Here is a 17,627-nt window from a genome sequence, read left to right as displayed (position 1 = left end):
CATCAGTTGCCGCTGGTGGCGGTCAGCCATTCGTCGATCCAGGCTTTACGGTTCTTGTCGACGTCCGCAGGGCTCATCAGGAAGGTCTTCGACGGCACGACGAGCTTGCTGAAGGCATCCGGCAGCGGCTCGGAAGTGGCGGAAACCGGCATCATCCAGTTGCTTGTCGGAATGATGTCTTGGAAGCCGGTGGAGATCATGAATTTCAGGAAATCGCGGGCAAGTTCCTTGTTCGGCGAGGACTTGATGAGGCCAGCGACCTCGATCTGAATGTAATGCCCTTCCGAGAAGGCGGCGGCCTGATAGCGATCGGTCTTGTCTTCGATCATGTGATAGGCCGGTGACGTCGTGTAGGAGAGCACCATCGGCGCTTCGCCCTTGGTGAACAGGTCGTAGGCTTCCGACCAGCCGGGAGTGACCGTCAGGATGCGGCCTTTGAGCTTCGCCCAGGCATCGGCGGATTTGTCGCCATAGATCGACTTGACCCAGAGCAGCAGGCCGAGACCCGGCGTCGAGGTGCGCGGATCCTCGATGACGATCTTCTGATTGGGATCGCCTTCGACGAGATCCTTCATGCTCTTGGGCGGGTTCTTGACGGTCTGGCTATCATAGATCACGGCGAAATGGCCGTAGTCGTAGGGCACGAAGACGTCGTCCGTGAAACCGCCGGGAACCTTGAGGGCCGAGGTGTCGACGCCGCTTGCGTCGAAGAGGCCTGTATCCTTCGCTTCGTCGATGAGATTAGTGTCGAGGCCGAGAACGACATCGGCCTTAGTGCCGGTCCCTTCCAGTTTGAGGCGGGAGAGAAGTGCAACGCCATCGGTGACGGCAACATAGTTGACCGTGCAGCCGCAGGTCTTTTCGAAGGCGGCCTTGACCTTGGCGCCAGGACCCCAGTCGGCCGTGAAGCTTTCATAGGTGTAGATGGTCAGGGTCTTGTCGGCTGCTTCAGCCGTCTGAGAAGCAAAAAACGTTGCGCCGGCGGCAAGGGCCAGGCCGGTGAAGAATGACAATAGCGATCGGTTTTGCACGACAGCGCCTCCACTTTGGTTTCGTCTTGAAGGGGAAAGGGCGCTATGATTTCGTCACGCGTCTAATCCCTCCGCCGGTGTTAGCCGGATCAGGTTCCGCGGGTTGGCCGGTGAAAGCCTCTCAGCCAAATGTCCTGAAGGACATAAGGCACCCCGTTAGAGCGTCGGCAGATTTAGCCTTGTGACGGAGGGATGACAAGGGAAATGATTCCCTTGCCGATTGCAGCAGGAAGGATTTACTCGGCAGCTTCCGCGACCGCCGGGCTTTCGAATTTCTTCGCGGCACCCGGGAGCTGCACATTCTTCAGTGTCAGCGAGGTCAAGAGACCAAACATGCAGATGCCGGCTGCCGTTATGAACAACGGGCTGAAGGCGCTCGCATAGGCGTTGGCGACGGCCTCGCGGGTAATCTCGGGCAAGGCGGCCATCATCTTGGGCGTCAGCTCCTCGATGTTCGGTACGCCGGATATGGAGACGCCGACATTGCCGAGTTTGGCGGCGATGATGGCGCCGTAAATGGAGATGGCAATGGAGGCGCCGCCCATGCGCGACAGCGTGACGGCACCGGTCGCGGCGCCAACGTCGCGGGCAGCCGCTGCATTCTGTACGCCGATAACGGGCACCTGCTGGGCAAGGCCGATGCCGATGCCGTGCAGCAGCATCAGGCCGCCAATGAGGACGATGGGCGTACCGGCATGGACGAAGGCGAGCGAGGCGAATGCGATGGTGCTGCAGCTGGCGCTGGCGACGGCAAACGGCTTGTAACGGCCTTTGGCCGCGATCAGCCGGCCGGCGGAGAGCGAGCCGCAGACGATGCCGCCGGTCAGGAGAATGAACAGCAGCCCGGCCATGGAGGGAGAAAGGCCTGTCGTCGTCTGCAGGAAGAGCGCGAAGTAATTGACCATGCCGATGGCGACGGCGCCGCTGGTGATCGAGAGGATCAGGAGAAGGCCGAATGTCGGATTGCGGAACAGCGTCATCGGCACAATCGGCTCGGGTGCGCGGCGCTCGATGAAGACCCAGGCGATGGCGCAGATTACCCCGAAGGCAATAATACCAAGGCATTGCGGTGATAGCAGCGACCCGAAGAGTTCGCTTCCGTCGGCAGCAAGCACAATGCTTGTCGTCGTCAGGGCAAGGACGATGGCGCCGGCATAATCAATCTTCGGACGGCGGGCAGGCTTGCGGTAGGGCAGCATGAAGGCCAGGCCGGCAAGCACGATGAAGCCGATCGGCACGTTGACGAGGAAGATCGAACGCCAGCCGAAAAGATCGCTCATCGTGCCGCCGAGAACGGGGCCGATGGCGCCCGACGCCATCAGCACGAGGCTCGAATAGCTCTGGTAGCGCGCACGCTCGCGCGGCTCGAAAAGATCGGCGTTGACGGCGAAGATCGAGACCATGATGCCGCCCCCGCCGAAGCCTTGAAGGACGCGGGCGGCGATCAGTGTATCCATCGAGACGGCTAGACCGCAGACGGCAGAGCCGACCGTGAAGATCGCGATCGCCGTCATCATCACATATTTGCGGCCGAAGAGATCACCGAGTTTGCCGTAGACGGGCATGACGGCGGAAAGCGAGAGAAGATAGGCCGAGCCGATCCAGCCGAAGCGATCCAGATGCCCGAACTCGCCGACGATCGTCGGCAGTGCCGTCGAGACAATCTGGTTGTCGAGCGTTGCCATGAACATGGCAGTCATCAGAAAGAGGAAAAGAATCAGCCGCCGTTTGTGATCCGCCACGAGCGGTGTGAAGCCTGTCTGCATGTCCATGGAGCAAGAACCCGAACTGGGCCGGAACGCTGCGCTATCGAGCGAATGCGCGGGACGCCCGGTCTTCATGGGTGAATATATGTGCTATTAGCATATAATTGTCAATGGCAGGTGAATGCCATTTGCATGTTTTGTTTCGTCCCGACCTCTGCTATGCTTTAGGGATGACATCTGCGCCGAATACAAAAGATATCGAAGTTCCGACGCTGGCCGAAGACGAGAAGTTTCTGCGCATCGGTCAGGCGATGATGCGCATGCGCTTGCTGACTGGCCGTCGCATGATCGGCAGGCTCGCCATTCAACACGTGGCCCCGGGGCTTGAGCTTTCGCATCTCGATGTGCTCGATGTCGTGCGGCGCGCGGAAGATACGGGCGAAGTGACCGTCGGCACGATTGCCGAGCTCTTGCGCATCGATCCATCGCGCGCGAGCCGCATCACTGCCGACATGGTGGCGCGTGGTGTGTTGCGGCGAAAGGCATCGCAGGCGGACGCGCGGCGTATCGTCGTGGTGCTGACCGCACTCGGGCAGCGTTTGCTGTCGGAAATCCAGGTGCAGAAATACGCTGTTATCGGAAGCATCTTTGCCGATTGGTCGCCCGAAGACATCGAGAGCTTTTCGTTTCTCTTCGATCGTTATGTCAGCGGCTATGAACGTGTCGTCCAGACCGCCATGAAGGAAACGACCGAATGATCGGCTTGGCCGCATCGTTCGGATAACGGCGCTCTTCCCTAGGGATAGGACTTTGCGCTATGGGCTTGCCTCATGAGCCAGTCCACTACCTTCACTATCCTGCTCGGCGGCGAGCTTCGCCTGACGGAGCGATTGCGCGCTGCGGTTTCCGGCAGCCGCTTCATCGCGGCCGACGGCGGCATGCGCCATGCCCTCGCGATTGGCGTGGAACCGGAGCTGTGGGTTGGCGATTTTGATTCCACGCCTGCCGATCTGCAGGGAGCCTTTCCGAACGTGCCCAGGCAGCCCTATCCGGCGGCGAAGGCTGCGACCGACGGCGAGATCGCCGTCTCGGAAGCGATCGATCGCGGCGCCACGAGACTGATCCTGGCGGGCGCCATGGGCGGCGAGCGCTCCGATCATGCGATCCAGCACCTGCTTTATGGTATCCAGCTCGCCGAAAAAGGCTTCGACGTGCTGCTGACGTCGGGTGACGAGGAGGCGGTGCCGCTTCCGTCAGGCGAGCTCACGCTGGCGCTACCATCGGGCTCGCTGTTCTCCGTTCTTGGTTTCAGCGATCTGACGGGTCTTTTCATCGACAATGCCCGTTACCCCTTGCGCGATTTTCATTTGCCCTTCGGCGCATCGCGCACCATTTCCAACGTGGCGGAAGGCGATGTGCGCTTTTCGCTCGGCAGCGGTAGGGCCATTGTTCTTGCCCGCCCTTATGACCTTTCCGGAGTCTGATCTTGGCCCCTCCCATTTTGAAACTCGACGACATCTTTCTGAGCTTCGGCGGTGCGCCGTTGCTCGCCGGTGCCGGCCTGCAGGTGGAGCCGGGCGACAAGATCTGCCTTGTCGGACGCAATGGTTCCGGCAAGTCGACGCTGTTGAAGATCGCCGCCGGTCTCGTCGAAGCGCAATCGGGCGAGGTATTCCGTCATCCGTCGTCGACCGTGCGCTATCTCGAGCAGGCGCCCGATTTTGCCGGTTACAAGACGGTGGCGGCCTATGCCGAGGCCGGTCTTGGGCCTGGCGATGATCCCTATCGCGTCACCTATCTGCTCTCCCATCTCGGCCTGACCGGGGAGGAGGATCCGAAGAACCTTTCCGGCGGTGAAGCGCGCCGCGCGGCACTGGCGCGCGTTCTGGCGCCCGAACCGGATATCCTGCTGCTCGACGAGCCGACGAACCATTTGGACTTGCCGACCATCGAATGGCTGGAAGGCGAGCTGCAGAAGAGCCGCAGCGCGCTCGTTCTGATCTCGCACGACCGGCGTTTCCTCGAAAAGGTGTCGACCGCGACCGTCTGGCTCGATCGCGGCACCTCGCGGCGGCTGGACAGGGGCTTTGGCTATTTCGAAGCCTGGCGTGATCAGGTACTGGAGGCCGAAGAGCTGGAGCAGCACAAGCTCGGCAAGCAGATCGAGCGTGAAGAGCACTGGCTGCGCTACGGCGTGACGGCGCGGCGCAAGCGCAACATGCGCCGCCTCGGCGAATTGCAGGATATGCGCTCGCGCTATCGCGGTCACAAAGGCGCTTTGGGCACGGTACAGGCGGCTGCTTCCGATGCGCAGGAAAGCGGCAAGCTGGTGATCGAGGCGGACAAGATCACCAAGTCCTATAATGGGCGGGTCATCGTCGCGCCGTTCTCGATCCGCGTACATCGCGGCGATTGCATCGGCCTCGTCGGCCCGAACGGCGCCGGCAAGACGACGCTTCTGAAAATGCTGACCGGGCAGCTGGAGCCGGATAGCGGCACTGTAAAGCTCGGCACCAATCTGGAAATCGCCACCCTCGACCAGAAGCGCGAGGAGCTGAACCCGGAAGATACGCTCGCCAACTATCTGACCGACGGTCGCGGCGAGAACCTGCTCGTCAATGGTGAGCAGCGGCATGTGACCGGCTATATGAAGGAATTCCTGTTCCAGCCGGAGCAGGCGCGCACGCCGATCAGGAACCTCTCCGGCGGCGAACGCGCGCGGCTGATGCTGGCCCGTATCCTGTCGCGGCCGACCAATCTTTTGATCCTCGACGAACCGACGAACGATCTCGACATCGAGACGCTCGACCTGCTGCAGGAAATCGTCTCCGGCTTTGCCGGTACGGTCATCCTCGTCAGCCACGATCGCGATTTCCTCGACCGTACCGTGACCTCGACGATCGCGCCCGCCGATCCGGAAGAGCCCGACGGGCGCTGGATCGAATATGCCGGCGGCTATTCCGACATGCTCGCTCAGCGCAAGGGGGCAATCGAGGAGCGCAAGCGGGCGGAAAAAGCAGCCGAAAAGCCGAAATTGGCCGAAGCTGCAGCGCCGGCCGGCGAGAGCTCGAAGGGAAAGGGCAAGCTTTCCTACAAGCAGAAATTTGCGCTCGAAAACCTGCCGAAGGAAATGGCGAAGGCGGAAGCCGAGATTGCCGCGCGCGAAAAGAAAATGGCCGATCCGAACCTCTTTTCCAAGGATCCCGCAACCTTCAACCGCCTTGCGGCGGAAATGGAAAAGCTGCGCGAAAGCCTGATCAAGATGGAAGAGGAATGGCTGGAGCTCGAAATGCTGCGCGAGGAGCTGGAGGGCTGATGTTTCTATCGGTTCATCCTATGCGCGTCTTTACTATCCAGTAAAAACAATCGGTTGCGCTCGATCGCTGGCGGTTCATTCCCTGTTGTCGAATCCGATAAACCGTTTATACATAAACGCATGTTGCCGGACCACGCTCCGGTTGATACCCCCGGGCCGGCGCGGCCCGTGGCGCATGTTGGGGAAGTGCGAAGCGACCTGGTTTCACCGCGCCTGATGGCGACAGGTTCTTCGCGGAAAGTTGCAGACAAATTTCGTGAGCGTACCGTAATGACGGCGCCTGCTGCCGCATGCGGTTTTTCAAGGGGTGCTTCATGCCGATGCTGCCGCGTGCCGTCTTGTTGAGCTGTGTTATTGCCGTTTTATCGAGTGCCCAGGCGCTTGCGGAGGGTGCGCCGCCGGCACCGCCCGTTACGGTCGCCAAACCTGTCGTTCGCGATGTCGTCGATAGCGACGAGTTCATCGGGCGCTTCCAGGCGGTCGATGAGGTTTCCGTGCGCTCGCGGGTCGGCGGTTACCTGCAGGAGGTGCATTTCCAGGACGGCGCGATCGTCAAGCAGGGAGATCTGCTTTTTGTCATCGACCAGCGGCCCTTCATCACTACTCTGAACGAGGCGACCGCCTCGCTGGAAGTGGCAAAATCGTCGCTGACGCTTGCCGATGCGCAATATAAGCGGGCGGAATCCCTGTCGACGACGGGCAGCCAGTCGGCTTCGACGCTCGATGATCGACGCCGCGATCTCATTTCGGCGCAGGCGAATGTGCGCGGTGCGCAGGCGACGGTCGATCGCGCCAATCTGGACATGGATTTCACCAGGATTACCGCGCCGCTCAGCGGCCGTATCGACCGGCGGCTGATCTCGGTCGGCAATCTCGTGCAGGCCGATCAGACCGTGCTGACGACCATCGTGTCGCTCGATCCCATCGATTTCTATTTCGATGTCGATGAGCGCCGGCTGCTCTCCTACGCTGACGAGGCCCGCAAGAATGGCAGCGCCCTGCAGCAGGGCGGTGGTGGTCTCGATGTGACCGTGACGATTGCCGATTCCAAGCAGAAGCCTTTCAAGGGCAAGCTCGATTTCGCGGAAAACCGTGTCGACAACGAGACCGGAACGATCCGCGTCCGTGCCCGCTTTCCCAATCCCAATCTCGTTCTGCAACCCGGCCTTTTCGGACGTATTCAGGTGCAGGGGTCCAACAGCTACAAGGCGATCCTCGTGCCGGATGAAGCCATCGGTTCGGATCAGAACCAGCGCGTCGTCTATACTGTCGATACCGCCGGCAACATCACGCCGAAATCCGTGCGTCTCGGGCCGAAGCTCTATGGCTATCGCGTCATCCGCGACGGCATGAGCGGCGACGAGACCATTGTCGTCAACGGGCTGATGCGTATCCGGCCCGGCGTCAAGGTGACGCCCCAGCTGATCGAGCTGCCGCAGCAGGCGACGAATGACGAGCCACCGGCCCAGGCCGATGCGCAGGGGACGAGCCAATGAGGTTTTCCCACTTCTTCGTCGACCGGCCGATCTTTGCATCGGTCCTATCCATCGTGCTGCTGATCGTCGGCGGCATCGCCTATTTCCAGCTGCCGGTGGCGCAATATCCCGAAGTCGCGCCGCCGACCATCGTCGTGCGTACCTCCTATCCGGGTGCCGACGCGCAGACCATAGCCGATACGGTGGCGACGCCGATCGAACAGGAAATCAACGGCGTCGAGGACATGCTCTATATGTCCTCCTATTCCAGCGCTGACGGCTCCATGGCGCTGACGATCACCTTCAAGCTCGGCACCGATCTCGACAAGGCACAGGTGCTGGTGCAGAACCGCGTCGCCATTGCCGAACCGCGACTGCCCGATGATGTCCGCCGCATCGGCATCACGACGGTCAAGAGCTCGCCCGACCTGATGATGGTCGTGCATCTCCTCTCGCCGAACAATCGCTACGACCAGCTCTATATTTCCAACTATGCCCGTACGCGCATCCGCGATCTTCTCGTTCGTCTCGATGGCGTTGGCGACGTCCAGCTCTTCGGCGAGCGCCAATATTCGCTGCGTATCTGGCTGGATCCAGAAAAGCTCGCCGCCTACGGCATGACCGCCGGCGACATCGTTCAGGCGCTTCGCGATCAGAACGTGCAGGTTTCCGGCGGTACGATTGGCGGGCCACCGGTGTCCGGCACCAACGCCTTCCAATATACCGTCACCACGCAGGGGCGTTTTTCCGATGCGCGGCAATTCCGCTATGTCATCGTGAAGGCGACGGGCAACGGTCGTCTCGTGCAGCTGCAGGATGTCGCTCGCATCGAGCTCGGCGCGCAGGACTACGTCACCAACAGCTATCTGAACGGCAGCCCGGCGGTGGCGCTCGGCGTCTTCGCACGCCCGGGCACGAACGCGCTCGATGCCGCCGCCGATATTCAAAAGACGATGGAAAGCCTGGCGCAGGATTTCCCGCAGGGGCTCGAATATCGCATCATCTATAACCCCACGGAGTTCATCGCCGAATCCATCCACGAGGTCTACAAGACGATCTTCGAGGCGGCTATCCTCGTTGCCATCGTCGTGCTGGTCTTCCTGCAGTCCTGGCGGACGGCGATCATTCCAATCGTCGCCATACCGGTATCGCTGATCGGCACCTTCGCGTTCCTGCTGGCTTTCGGCTTCTCGCTGAACATGCTGACGCTGTTCGGCCTGGTGCTCGCCATCGGCATTGTCGTCGATGACGCGATCGTTGTCGTTGAGAATGTCGAGCGAAACCTCGCGCTCGGCATGACGCCAAAAGAGGCGTCGCATGTGACGATGAACGAGGTGGGTACGGCGGTTCTGGCAATCTCGCTGGTGCTGATCGCCGTCTTCGTGCCGACAGCCTTTATCCCCGGCATCTCAGGCCAATTCTACCGGCAGTTCGCGGTGACGATTTCGGTCGCGACGGCGATTTCGTGCCTGAACTCGCTGACGCTCTCGCCGGCGATCGCCGCGATTGTGCTGCGGCCGCATAGCCACAAGAAATCCAACAACATCTTCGCGCGCTTCGGCCGTGGGCTGGGTGATGGGTTCAACCGCGGCTTCGAGCGGATGAGCAGCGGCTATTCGTGGATCATCCGACACCTTGTCACAACCTGGGCGGCGCTTGCCTGTGCACTTCTCGTCTTCGCAGGGTTGCTCGCGGGAACCTGGTATATGGGCAGGATCGTCCCGCAAGGCTTCGTTCCAACCATGGATCAGGGCTATGCCATTGTCGTCGTGCAGCTGCCTGACGGCGCGTCGCTTGCGCGCACCAATGCCGTCATCCAGAAGGCGACCGATATCATCAGCAAGACGCCCGGTATCGCCAATGCCGTCGCCTTCGCCGGCTTCAATGGTGCGACTTTCACCAATGCCTCGAATTCGGGTGTCATCTTCACGCCGTTCAAGCCATTCGAGGAACGGTTGAAAACCGGAGATTCGGCGACCAAGATCATCGGCCAGCTCTTCGGCAGCCTGCAAGGTATCCAGGAAGCCTTCATTATCGCCATTCCGCCGCCTTCGATCCGCGGCGTCGGCAATTCCGGCGGCTTCAAGATGCAGATCATGGACCGGGAAAATCCGGACATGCGCCGCATCCTGCCGCTCGCCTATCAGATGATGGGCGCTGCCGCACAGAACAAGGGCGTCAGCGGCGTCTTCACCACCTTCTCCGCCAACAGCCCGCAATATTTCCTGGCGATCGACCGTGATAAGGCGCGCGCACTCAACGTGCCGATCCCGAATATCTTCGAGACGCTGTCGATCAACCTCGGCACATCCTATGTCAACGACTTCAACGCCTTCGGCCGCGTCTACCAGGTGCGGGCGCAGGCCGATCAGCAATATCGCATGGATCGCGAGGACATTCTGGCGCTGAAGGTGCGCTCGGCGACGGGCGCGCTGGTGCCGCTCGGCACGCTGGTCGATATCCGCGATACGACCGGGCCGGCGCTCGTCCAGCGCTACAACATGTATGTCTCGGTTCCCCTGCAGGGCAATCCGGGACCGGGGGTTTCCACGGGTACTGCACTCGATACCATGGAGGGGCTGGCCAAGAACCTCTTACCCTCGGGCACGACCTTCGAATGGACGGAACTCGCCTATCAGGAAAAGCATACCGGCAATACGGCGATCTATATCTTCGCCCTATCGGTCATCTTCGTCTTCCTGGCGCTGTCGGCGCAGTATGAAAGCTGGATCCTGCCGCTTGCGATCATCCTCATCGTCCCGCTGGCGGTGCTGGCGGCGCTGATCGGCGTGCATCTGAGAGGAATGGACAACAATATCCTGACGCAGATCGGGCTAATCGTGCTGATCGGCCTTGCGGCCAAGAACGCAATCCTGATCGTCGAGTTCGCCCGGCAGGCGCAGGCAGAGGGAAAGAGCGCCGTCGAGGCGGCCATCGAGGCCAGCCACCTACGTCTGCGTCCGATCCTGATGACGGCCTTCGCCTTCATCTTCGGCGTCGTGCCGCTGATGGTTGCGACAGGCCCTGGCGCGGAAATGCGTCAGTCGCTCGGTACGGCCGTTTTCTCCGGCATGCTCGGCGTGACGCTGTTCGGCCTGTTCCTGACGCCGGTCTTCTATGTCGTCCTGCGCAGGCGGCGCAAGCAGGCGGAAGCCGCGCAGGAGCCCTCGGCCACAGATGCCGCAGCACAATGATATCTAGCAGAGGAGAGGCCGAGCGTTTCACGGGAACCGCTCGGCCTCTCTATCTGGCTGCTTTCAGGCAATGCCAGACGCAAAGCGGTTCAATATTCTTTCGCTGAATGCATTATAGATGCGGATTGCGCGGTCTATATTTCTTGACCAGCCGCTGATTGGTTTCCTTGGCGCCTGGCATGTTGGCGCTGAGGTAGACGGGTGGATTGCCATCTTTACAGAGTTCGGCGGCGACATCGGCGAAGATGGCGTTCAGCACCGTCGCGCCGACGGCTGTTGAGGCCGGCCCGACCTTCAGCTCCGTTCCCGACAGCTCTATCATCGCGTCACCGGGCGGCAGGCCGTTGTCCAGCACGATATCGGCGATATCGGCGAGCTTCCTACGTCCATTGGCGATGGCGGCCGAATAGGCGAGCGACGTGATGGCGATGACCGTTGCGCCGATCTCGCGGCCATAATCCGCCGCCTCGATCGGTGCTGCGTTGACGCCGGAATTGGAGGCGATGATCAGCACATCGCCCGGCTGCATGCCGTAGCGCTCGAAGACCGGGCGGATAAGGCCTTCGGTGCGTTCATAGACCGAACTGATGACGGCGCCTTCATGCAGCATGGCGGAGCCCACGAGCACGGGAATGGTGAAGGCGAGGCCGCCGGCGCGATAATGCACCTCTTCGGCCAGCATATGCGAATGGCCGGTGCCAAAGACATAGACGCGGCGGTCGGCGCGCGCGGCCGCGCAAATGGCGGCCGAGGCCCGGGACATGGGCTCGGCCAACGTTTCGCGCAGGGTCTCTAACCGACCGATGAGAGCGGAGAAATAGTTGTCCGTGACTGCGCTCATGCCGAGCTTCCTCATACGCTGAGTCAGGCCGAAGCTTGACCTGAGATCCATGTTTCCGTGACTTCGATGCCGTCGTTTATGTGAACGAGATCGGCACGCATTCCCGGCGCCAAATGGCCGCGATCGGCAAGCCGGAGGAAGCGGGCAGGGTAGGAGGTCGCCATGCGCAGGGCTTCAGCCAATGGCAGCTCGAGAATATTGACGCCATAGCGAATGGTCGAGGCCATATCGACATCAGAGCCTGCCAGCGTGCCGTCATCGAGCGTCAGCTTGGAGCAATAGCCGCCCTTGGTGCGATAGACCGTGCGGCCGTTCAGCGTGAAACTCGGAAGATCGGTGCCGACCAGCGACATGGCATCGGTGACAAAGAACAGACGGCCCTCACCGCGTTTCGCGCGCAGTGCAACCCTAAGCGCCGTCGGCTCGACGTGATGACCATCTGCGATAATGCCACACCAGGGGGTGGGATGGTCGATCGCTGCACCGACGAGGCCGGGCGCGCGATGGCCCATCTGGCTCATGGCATTGAAAAGGTGGGTAACGCCGCGGGCGCCGGCGTCGAAGCGCGCATCGGCGGCTTCAGCCGTGCAATCGCTATGGCCGATGCTGACGATGACGCCGCCTTCGGCGAGCGCCTGCACCTGCCGCTCCGTCACCTGCTCGGCCGCCATGGTGACCAGCAGCGTGCCGATCGCCTCGCGGGCGCGGATGAAAGTCTTGACGTCGCTGTCTTCGACCGGACGCATCAGTTCGGCCAGATGCGCACCCTTGCGGGCAGGCGCCAAATGCGGGCCTTCCAGATGCAGGCCGGCGACGCCGCGATTGGCTTTTACGGCTTCGATGGCCGCCTCGATCGCGGCCGTCGTTGCGGCTGCGACATCCGTTATCAGCGTCGGCAGCACCGATGTCGTGCCGTAGGGGCGGTGCCCTTCGGCGATCATGTACATGGACGCCGGCGAGGGCTCGTCATTCAGCATGCGGCCGCCGCCGCCGTTGACCTGCGCGTCGATGAAGCCCGGAGAGAGAACGCCGCCTTTCAGCTGAATGGTTTCGGCATTATCGGGCACATCGTTGATGCCGGTAATGGCATGGATGCGGCCATTGCCGATCACCAACGCGCTATCCTCGTGAAACCGGTCGCCATCGAAGACGCGGGCGCCGGTAAAGACCTTGTAGTCCATCACATGGTCTCCGTTACCTTGAGAAGATTAGCCGGCTTATCCGGGTCGAAGCCCTTGCGGCGGGTCACCGACTCGATGAGGCGATAGTAGCACAGCAGCGACACGAGCGGGTCGAGCAGGCCGTTGCCTGTCGTCGGCATGCGCAGGTTGATGCCGGCAAGCGGCGCGGTCGAGAAGGAGACGGCGGTGGCGCCGAGCTTCTGGAGCCGTTCCAGCGCCTTGGCATTGTTAGCGAAGGCTGCGTCGTCGGGCGAAAAGGCGACGATCGGGAAGCCCGGCTGTACGAGGCGCATCGGCCCGTGCATGAGTTCGGCGAGCGAGAAGGCTTCGGCATGAAGGCCGGCGGTTTCCTTGGCCTTCAAGGCCGCTTCGAGTGCAATGGCGAAAGCCGGGCCGCGGCCGCCGGTATAGAGCGAGGAGGCGTCGAAGAGCACATCTTCGGCCGCCCTGCCGTCGATGCCCGAGGTCGCGGCAAGCGCCTCCGGCAGCTTGGCAAGACCATCGATCAGCGCCTTGTCCTGCGACACTGCAGCCGTGACACCGGCAAGAGCGGCAACCGAGGCGATGAAGGATTTGGTCGCGGCGACGCTCTGTTCCTTGCCGGCGTTCAGGCCGAGCACGATGTCGGCTTCCTTGGCGAGCGGGCTGTCGGTGACGTTGACGACGGCGATCGTCGTTGCGCCACCCTTCTTTGCGGCGGCCTGCATGGCGATGATATCGGGGCTGCCGCCGGACTGGGAGACCGTGAAGTGAATGCCGCCCTTCAGGTGCAGCGGAGCGCCATAAACAGAAGCGATCGACGGGCCGACGGAAGCGACCGGGATACCGCAGGAGATTTCGAAGAGATATTTGAAGAAGGTGGCGGCGTGGTCGGACGAGCCGCGCGCGGCAGTCGTTATCAGGGATGGGCGACCGGTCGAGAAGAGCTTCGCGATCTCGGCAAAAGCAGGCTTTTCTTTTTCAAGCAGCGTCGCAACCACCTCGGGCGATTGGCCGGCTTCCGTCAGCATCAGGGATTGGGTCTCGCTCATAGGTCATCTCCAATTCTCAATTCAGCAACAAAATCATAGGCATCGCCGCGGTAATGCGAGCGGGTATATTCAACAACGCGCTGGTCCGCGAGGCGGGAGACACGCTCGATCAGAAGCGCGGGCGCTCCGGCCTTCACGGTCAGGATCGAGGCGGAGGTCGGGTCGAGCGTCACGGCGGTCAGCCTCTGCTGGGCGCGCACGGGCTTGAAGCCTTTGGCGGCCAGAGCGTCATAAAGCGATCCCTCGGATATGGCCTCCTCACCCAGGAACTTGATGGGAACGACGGCGCGCTCGATGGCGAGCGGCTGGCCATCCGCCAGACGCAGTCGATCGAGCCGCAACACGGGCTCATCAAGGCCGAGGCCGAGCAGGAAGGATTCCTCCGGCGCGGGCGCGCTAACAGTGCGGGACAGGATGCGCGCTGCGGGTTCGCGGCCGCGCGATCGCATGTCTGCGGAAAAAGAGGACAGCCGCCAGAGCGGCTGCTCGATGCGCTCCACATGCTGCGAGACGAAGGTGCCGCTGCCGTGGCGGGATTCGATGACGCCTGAAGTGAGCAGGTCGCGATAGGCCGTTCGCACGGTAACGCGGCCGATTTCCAGTGCGCTGGCGAGATCGCGCTCCCCCGGAAGTGCCGTGCCCGGTTTCAGTAGGCCCTCTTGGATCAGACCCGTCAGCGCTTGTGCCAGGCGCTTGTATAGCGGGCCGCTACCAGCCCCGTCGCTGAGGCCGCGATTGTTCAGTTCGGCGATCAAACTGGTTCTATCCATAGCCGTCATATAGAACCTATTTAGAACCAATTCACAAGGTGAATCTGTCCGCAGTGCAAAAAAAGAATCGGCCGGGCGCTTTGGACGCCCGGCCGATTTTCAAGTGAGCAAGGCACGCCCGGCTCTAGTTCTTGGTGAAGATGTAATCCGTTTCCTGCCGCAATACCTCGCCCGGGCGGAGCACGGCATTGGGGAAGCCTTCATGGTTGATGGCGTCCGGCCAGACCTGCGTTTCCAGGCAGAAACCGGCAAACGGCCCGATCTTGCGGCCGTCATGGCCGGGAACCGGGACATCCAGCTTGAAACCGGTATAGAACTGCACGCCGGGCTCGGTGGTGCGGACCTCAAGCGATACGCCGGAATTGACGCTGCGGGCGAGAACGACGGACCGCTTGGCGGTGCGCTCGGTCGAGAGGCAGAAATTATGGTCGTAGAGCGCCTGCTCGCTTCCTTCGAAACGCTTCATCGGCGACATCTCGCGGAAATCGAAGGCAGTGCCTTCGACGGAGCGGATTTCCCCTGTTGGTATCTGTTTGTCGTCCGTCGGTGTGTAGTGATCGGCGGCGATCATGATGTCGTGACCGAGCGCATCGTCGCGGCCGTCGAGGTTGAAATAGGCGTGCTGGCAGACATTGGCGAGAGTGGGCTGATCGGTGGTCGATTCATAGGTGACCGACAGTTCGCCATTGCCATGCACGCGATAGGTCGCCTGGATCGTGCAGTTGCCGGGATAGCCGGCGCGGCCATCGGGATCGACAATCTTCAGGACGACGCGGTCGGTATCGTGCTCGACGATGGTCCAGTTGCGCTTGGCGATATTGTCCTTGCCGCCGTGCAGATGGGTGACGCCCTTTTCATTGAGCTCCAGCTGATACTGCTTGCCGTCGAGCGTGAAGCGGCCGGCGCCGATGCGGTTGGCGCAGCGGCCGGGCGTGGCGCCGAAATAGGAGGAATGAGCGGGATAATCGGCGAAATTGTCGAAGCCGAGCAGAAGCGAGGGCTCGTGGCCGTCAAGGCGCAGATCCTGGATGACCGCCCCCCAGGACATGATATGGGCGGTCAGGCCGCCACCGACGATTTTGACGCGATAGACAGTCTCCCCATCCGCCGTCGTCCCAAAATGTTCCCGCCGCAAAGTGCTTTCCGTCATATCAGCTCATCCATTGCTTTTGAGTATGCGCGGTCAGACCCTGCCTCCATTCGCGCCGTTCCGCAACCAGTTCGATGGCGAAATTTAGGGGCGGGTGGGAAGGGGGCAAGGTCTGATTAGGCTTTGCCCATAGCTAGTAGATTGACACGTTATGCTGTGAATGTGAGGCGCAGAAGACAGGCGGTCGATTTCGTCCTGATCCGTCCAGCTTGTCGTGAAGAGAGTTGGCTGTCCGTCTGCTGAAAAGCGTTCGAATTAATTGGTTCGACCCGTCCGCTTTTTCGGCCTTCATGATTACCATCAACCTGTCGCCGCGAACGGCGAGAAGGATATAGAACGCCTTTTGACTGTATTTTTCCACATAGGAGCTCCAGCGTCCCATACCTGCCGCGTAGCTGGCGTTTGCATAACTGCTTGTCTCCGCGGTAGCGCTCCAGCCATTGCTGGTGCTGATCCTCATAAACCTGCCCTGCCTGATTATTCCCATGCGGCATTTTTCACCGGCGCTGGCGTTGGAGTCGATCTGTTCCCATTGGCCGGAGAAGCCCAATTCTTCGGATCTTGCCTGCTGCGAGACGAACAAAATGGTTGCGATGAAGAGAAGTAATTTTGCAGCGCAGCGCACGCACATCTCCACCAGTTTCCGCAGCGATTCGGGGCGGTATCGGCTGCGCTTCTCTTTCTACAAATGGTTGTGGTTATTTGGTGGCGCCGCGACAGGCAAATGCTGAACATTCAGCGCGACAGTTCCCGCGTCGCCTTTTCCAGCCCGCCGAGTGTCAGAGGGTACATGCGGTCGCTCATCAGGCAGCGGATCATGGAAATGGAGGTCGTATGGCTCCAATAGCTTTCCGGCACCGGATTGATCCAGATGCATTTGCGGAAATGGCCGGTCATTCGGGCGAGCCAGGCCTCCCCAGCCTCCTTGTTCCAGTGCTCCACCGAGCCGCCGGCTTGAGTGATCTCGTAGGGACTCATGGATGCGTCGCCGACGAAGACGACGCGGTAGTCGGGACCGAAGGTGCGGATGAGATCCGTCGTCGCCGTGATGTCGACGCGCCGGCGGCGATTGTCCTTCCACACGCCCTCGTAGAGGCAGTTGTGAAAGTAGAAATATTCCATGTGGCGGAACTCCGCGCGGGCGGCGGAGAAGAGTTCCTCGACGACGCGGATATGGTCGTCCATCGAGCCGCCGACATCGAAGAACATCAGCAGCCTGACGGCGTTGCGGCGCTCCGGCCGTGTCTGGACATCGAGATAGCCATGTTCGGCGGTGGAGCGGATGGTGCCGGAAAGATCCAGTTCTTCGGCGGCGCCTTCGCGTACCCAGCGTCGCAGGCGTTTCAGCGCTACCTTGATGTTGCGGGTGCCAAGCTCCACGCCATCGTCGAGATTCCTGAAGTCGCGTCGATCCCAGACTTTTACCGCGCGGCGGTGGCGCGAGGTTTCCTGGCCGATGCGCACGCCTTCGGGGTTATAGCCATAGGCGCCGAAGGGCGAGGTGCCCGCCGTGCCGACCCATTTCGAGCCGCCCTGATGCCGGCCCTTCTGCTCGGCCAGCCGCTCGCGCAGCGTCTCCATTAGCTTGTCGAAGCCACCGAGCGCCTCGATCTGCCGTCTTTCCTCTTCGGTCAGATGCCGCTCGGCGAGCTTGCGCAGCCATTCCTCGGGAAGGATGGCTGGCTCCGCCGCTTCTCCATCGGCATTGCCGCCGATCGCCTCGACGCCACGAAAGTAATCGGCGAAGACCTGGTCGAAACGGTCGATGAAGCGCTCGTCCTTGATCAGCGTCGCGCGGGCCAGATAGTAGAAGGCCTCGACGTCGTAATCGGCAATCCCATCCTCCATTCCTTCAAGCAGCGACAGGAATTCCCGGAGCGTCACCGGAACCTTCGCTTCCTTGAGCTTCAGGAAGAAGGGAATGAACAAGCC

Annotated in this window: 14 protein-coding genes and 1 riboswitch; of the genes, 5 read left to right on the top strand and 9 right to left on the bottom strand. The window is 61.4% G+C overall.

All coding sequences use genetic code 11. The annotated features are described in order from the left end of the window. Window positions 1-2 precede the first annotated feature (2 nt). Both thiB and FHX05_RS23630 read right to left on the bottom strand, forming a co-directional pair. The gene (gene thiB / locus FHX05_RS23635; RefSeq protein WP_246699063.1) at window positions 3-995 is read right to left on the bottom strand and encodes a thiamine ABC transporter substrate binding subunit; all 993 of its coding nucleotides are present in this window, start codon (window positions 993-995) and stop codon (window positions 3-5) included. A gap of 85 nt (window positions 996-1,080) precedes the next feature. Beyond that, a riboswitch (TPP riboswitch) is annotated at window positions 1,081-1,197 on the bottom strand. A 70-nt stretch (window positions 1,198-1,267) separates the two neighbouring features. Next, window positions 1,268-2,803, bottom strand: coding sequence for an MDR family MFS transporter (locus tag FHX05_RS23630; RefSeq protein ID WP_183874870.1), 1,536 nt, complete (start codon window positions 2,801-2,803; stop codon window positions 1,268-1,270). 164 nt (window positions 2,804-2,967) lie between these two features. On the opposite strand from FHX05_RS23630, the gene FHX05_RS23625 reads away from it, so the two are divergent. From FHX05_RS23625 to FHX05_RS23605, 5 genes are all read left to right on the top strand, one after another. Continuing rightward, window positions 2,968-3,495: a MarR family winged helix-turn-helix transcriptional regulator gene (locus FHX05_RS23625; protein WP_183874868.1), complete on the top strand. Its 528-nt coding sequence runs from the start codon at window positions 2,968-2,970 to the stop codon at window positions 3,493-3,495. A 72-nt stretch (window positions 3,496-3,567) separates the two neighbouring features. Beyond that, a complete protein-coding gene (locus FHX05_RS23620) occupies window positions 3,568-4,221 on the top strand; it encodes a thiamine diphosphokinase (RefSeq protein ID WP_183874866.1) in 654 nt (217 codons plus the stop codon). A gap of 2 nt (window positions 4,222-4,223) precedes the next feature. Further along, window positions 4,224-6,053: an ABC-F family ATP-binding cassette domain-containing protein gene (locus FHX05_RS23615; RefSeq protein ID WP_183874864.1), complete on the top strand. Its 1,830-nt coding sequence runs from the start codon at window positions 4,224-4,226 to the stop codon at window positions 6,051-6,053. A gap of 314 nt (window positions 6,054-6,367) precedes the next feature. Next, complete coding sequence (locus tag FHX05_RS23610) at window positions 6,368-7,549, top strand: efflux RND transporter periplasmic adaptor subunit (RefSeq protein ID WP_183874862.1); 1,182 nt, start codon at window positions 6,368-6,370, stop codon at window positions 7,547-7,549. Next, complete coding sequence (locus FHX05_RS23605) at window positions 7,546-10,722, top strand: multidrug efflux RND transporter permease subunit (RefSeq protein ID WP_112606758.1); 3,177 nt, start codon at window positions 7,546-7,548, stop codon at window positions 10,720-10,722. Before FHX05_RS23610 ends, FHX05_RS23605 begins: the two co-directional genes overlap by 4 nt. 112 nt (window positions 10,723-10,834) lie before the next feature. Here FHX05_RS23605 and FHX05_RS23600 read toward each other — a convergent pair whose 3' ends face one another. The 7 genes from FHX05_RS23600 to FHX05_RS23570 form a co-directional block, all read right to left on the bottom strand. Continuing rightward, window positions 10,835-11,563 carry an SIS domain-containing protein gene (locus FHX05_RS23600; RefSeq protein ID WP_112410979.1) on the bottom strand — a complete coding sequence of 243 codons (729 nt, stop codon included), beginning with the start codon at window positions 11,561-11,563 and terminating at the stop codon, window positions 10,835-10,837. A gap of 23 nt (window positions 11,564-11,586) precedes the next feature. Then, window positions 11,587-12,744, bottom strand: coding sequence for an N-acetylglucosamine-6-phosphate deacetylase (nagA, locus tag FHX05_RS23595; protein WP_183874860.1), 1,158 nt, complete (start codon window positions 12,742-12,744; stop codon window positions 11,587-11,589). After that, entirely contained in the window at window positions 12,744-13,775 is a 1,032-nt protein-coding gene (locus FHX05_RS23590; RefSeq protein WP_112410969.1) for an SIS domain-containing protein, read from the bottom strand. Before FHX05_RS23590 ends, nagA begins: the two co-directional genes overlap by 1 nt. Then, window positions 13,772-14,545 (bottom strand): GntR family transcriptional regulator, encoded by a 774-nt coding sequence (locus FHX05_RS23585; protein WP_112414046.1) that lies wholly within the window; start codon window positions 14,543-14,545, stop codon window positions 13,772-13,774. Before FHX05_RS23585 ends, FHX05_RS23590 begins: the two co-directional genes overlap by 4 nt. 124 nt (window positions 14,546-14,669) lie before the next feature. Then, window positions 14,670-15,695 (bottom strand): aldose epimerase family protein, encoded by a 1,026-nt coding sequence (locus FHX05_RS23580; RefSeq protein WP_183874858.1) that lies wholly within the window; start codon window positions 15,693-15,695, stop codon window positions 14,670-14,672. 133 nt (window positions 15,696-15,828) lie between these two features. Continuing rightward, complete coding sequence (locus FHX05_RS23575; protein ID WP_183874856.1) at window positions 15,829-16,320, bottom strand: hypothetical protein; 492 nt, start codon at window positions 16,318-16,320, stop codon at window positions 15,829-15,831. A gap of 110 nt (window positions 16,321-16,430) precedes the next feature. Beyond that, window positions 16,431-17,624: a VWA domain-containing protein gene (locus FHX05_RS23570; protein WP_183874854.1), complete on the bottom strand. Its 1,194-nt coding sequence runs from the start codon at window positions 17,622-17,624 to the stop codon at window positions 16,431-16,433. Window positions 17,625-17,627 lie beyond the last annotated feature (3 nt).

This window comes from Rhizobium sp. BK491, from assembly GCF_014194925.1.
GTDB lineage: Bacteria > Pseudomonadota > Alphaproteobacteria > Rhizobiales > Rhizobiaceae > Rhizobium.
This window is presented reverse-complemented; position numbering and strand designations above follow the sequence as displayed.

What these genes read in the sequence shown, in the direction of transcription:
- FHX05_RS23630 (WP_183874870.1), bottom strand. Translation starts at nt 2,803, where the DNA reads ATGGACATGCAGACAGGCTTCACACCGCTCGTGGCGGATCACAAACGG.
- FHX05_RS23625 (WP_183874868.1), top strand. Translation starts at nt 2,968, where the DNA reads ATGACATCTGCGCCGAATACAAAAGATATCGAAGTTCCGACGCTGGCC.
- FHX05_RS23620 (WP_183874866.1), top strand. Translation starts at nt 3,568, where the DNA reads ATGAGCCAGTCCACTACCTTCACTATCCTGCTCGGCGGCGAGCTTCGC.
- FHX05_RS23610 (WP_183874862.1), top strand. Translation starts at nt 6,368, where the DNA reads ATGCCGATGCTGCCGCGTGCCGTCTTGTTGAGCTGTGTTATTGCCGTT.
- FHX05_RS23605 (WP_112606758.1), top strand. Translation starts at nt 7,546, where the DNA reads ATGAGGTTTTCCCACTTCTTCGTCGACCGGCCGATCTTTGCATCGGTC.
- FHX05_RS23600 (WP_112410979.1), bottom strand. Translation starts at nt 11,563, where the DNA reads ATGAGCGCAGTCACGGACAACTATTTCTCCGCTCTCATCGGTCGGTTA.
- nagA (WP_183874860.1), bottom strand. Translation starts at nt 12,744, where the DNA reads ATGGACTACAAGGTCTTTACCGGCGCCCGCGTCTTCGATGGCGACCGG.
- FHX05_RS23590 (WP_112410969.1), bottom strand. Translation starts at nt 13,775, where the DNA reads ATGAGCGAGACCCAATCCCTGATGCTGACGGAAGCCGGCCAATCGCCC.
- FHX05_RS23585 (WP_112414046.1), bottom strand. Translation starts at nt 14,545, where the DNA reads ATGGATAGAACCAGTTTGATCGCCGAACTGAACAATCGCGGCCTCAGC.
- FHX05_RS23580 (WP_183874858.1), bottom strand. Translation starts at nt 15,695, where the DNA reads ATGACGGAAAGCACTTTGCGGCGGGAACATTTTGGGACGACGGCGGAT.